General features: G+C 42.4%; 1 protein-coding gene. It reads left to right on the top strand.

All coding sequences use genetic code 11. From position 1 onward, the window contains the following. Positions 1-1,315 precede the first annotated feature (1,315 nt). Positions 1,316-1,783: carbohydrate-binding protein (locus tag ACHUFW_RS03325; RefSeq protein ID WP_394200587.1), on the top strand; the 468-nt coding region annotated here is incomplete at its 3' end.

The following is a 1,783-nucleotide window of genomic DNA, read 5'->3' as shown; positions in this document are numbered from 1 at the left end:
CCCGCCGCCTCCACCAATTCGGAAAAGGCCCCTATCGCAAGATAGGGGCTTTTTTTATTGGTTAGCGGTGTGGGCGAAAAGCCGTGTCAGGGGTCGACAAGTTTGTCGGGAATAGAATTGACCGTCGCTTGCGACGGTCCCGAAGGAGCAAGTATCAGGACGATACGAGCCCCGCCGCCTCCACCAATTAAAACAAAGGGTTAGCCGAAAGGCTAACCCTTTGTCACATCTAAACCTCCACCGATTGACCAAAGAGTGTAAGAGCATGCTCTATCCAACCTGTACCCCTGCAGAGTTTCATAATCGCAACTGCTATCAGTGACACTCAAAACTTGTGAACTCAAATGTGAAGTATTTTTGATAAAACAGTCGGGGCACATTGATATTTTCTTACTCAAATTGAGCCTGAATATCCACCAAGGCCATAAAATACGAGCATGCTCTTAAATTCTTTGAGGAATCTTTACCATACGGAAAATGGTACTCTTAAAGTAGATAGATCTAAAGAAGACTTTAGTGAAGTAAAAGAACTTATTACAAGCTCTAAACACTACCTCTAGACAAGCACAAACTTCCTCCCCCGACTGGAGAGTAAAAACAAAAATCTTGTAAAGCTATCCGAGCACAAGTCCATGACTTTCCAAGTATGTTTAAAGGCACATTAAATCTTGCTAACGGAATACGCTATATTACCTGAAAAGCATCCCCTAACTTGCTAAAGTTTGTAGATTTAGGAGTCCCCCCCCCTTCATCTCACATATTTCAAAAGGCCATTGATATCCCAGTCAAAGTTACCTTCATGATGAATGAGTTTCCTGATCTCAATGAAAACTACTTTCCTGATAATGTAGAAGTTATAACATTACTTTCATCAATGATTGAATTGACGGAAACAACAGTTTCAGCTATCTACAAATCGGTAAACCGGTAGGTTTAATTCTCCATCTTAAAATGCTACCCCCAGTTTTTGGGGTTACCCTTTTAACGCAAGGGATTAACAACTCCGCCCCCCTCACCACCAGAATCACAATCACAAATTATCAGTATTACAGTCACAAATTGTCAGTATTGTTACCGCAAATTATCAGGATTTACCATTTGTCACCAACAAGATGAAACCATTAGTATTTTAACGCGGCCTACTAACGGCTGCGAAAAAGTAAACTAAGCAAGAAAGCTTCCAACCTAAAGAGGGTATCCCTCGGCAGTGGTGTTACTGCAGGGAACCACTGCTTTTTTTTATCGGCAGTGGGTTACTGCAGGGAACCCCACTGCTTTTTTTTTATTTGAATGATTAAAAGGTAAAAATAAAACTATGAACAAAAGCTCATTAACGTTAATAGCAACGTTATTAATCAGTTCATCAACATTAGCCGCTGACTTATACGATCCAAAACAAAATTATAGTGGAGGTTCGCAAGTTTCCTTCAATGGTAGTATTTATCAAGCTAAGTGGTGGGCCAACCCGGGGCAATCTCCTGGAGATAAGGTCGAACATGCATGGGAAACACCGTGGGAGTTGATAATAAGCGAAACAGATCCCGAATCTCCGCTTCCCCCTGACCCCGAAACTCCAACTGAACCAGTTCTTCCCCCAGTTGAAGGATACCCCGACTACCTATTTGGGACTGAATACTCAGGAAATCAAGTAGTTCACAACAAAGGAAAGCTGTATCAATGCAGAGATGGAGTAACAGTTCCTTGGTGCTCTGGTGCTGCTTGGGCTTATGAACCAGGAGTTGGAACTGCGTGGTTTGATGCTTGGGTTGTGTGGGATGGTTCT

The organism is Shewanella waksmanii (assembly GCF_043643685.1).
GTDB classification, from domain to species: domain Bacteria; phylum Pseudomonadota; class Gammaproteobacteria; order Enterobacterales; family Shewanellaceae; genus Shewanella; species Shewanella waksmanii_A.
This window is presented reverse-complemented; position numbering and strand designations above follow the sequence as displayed.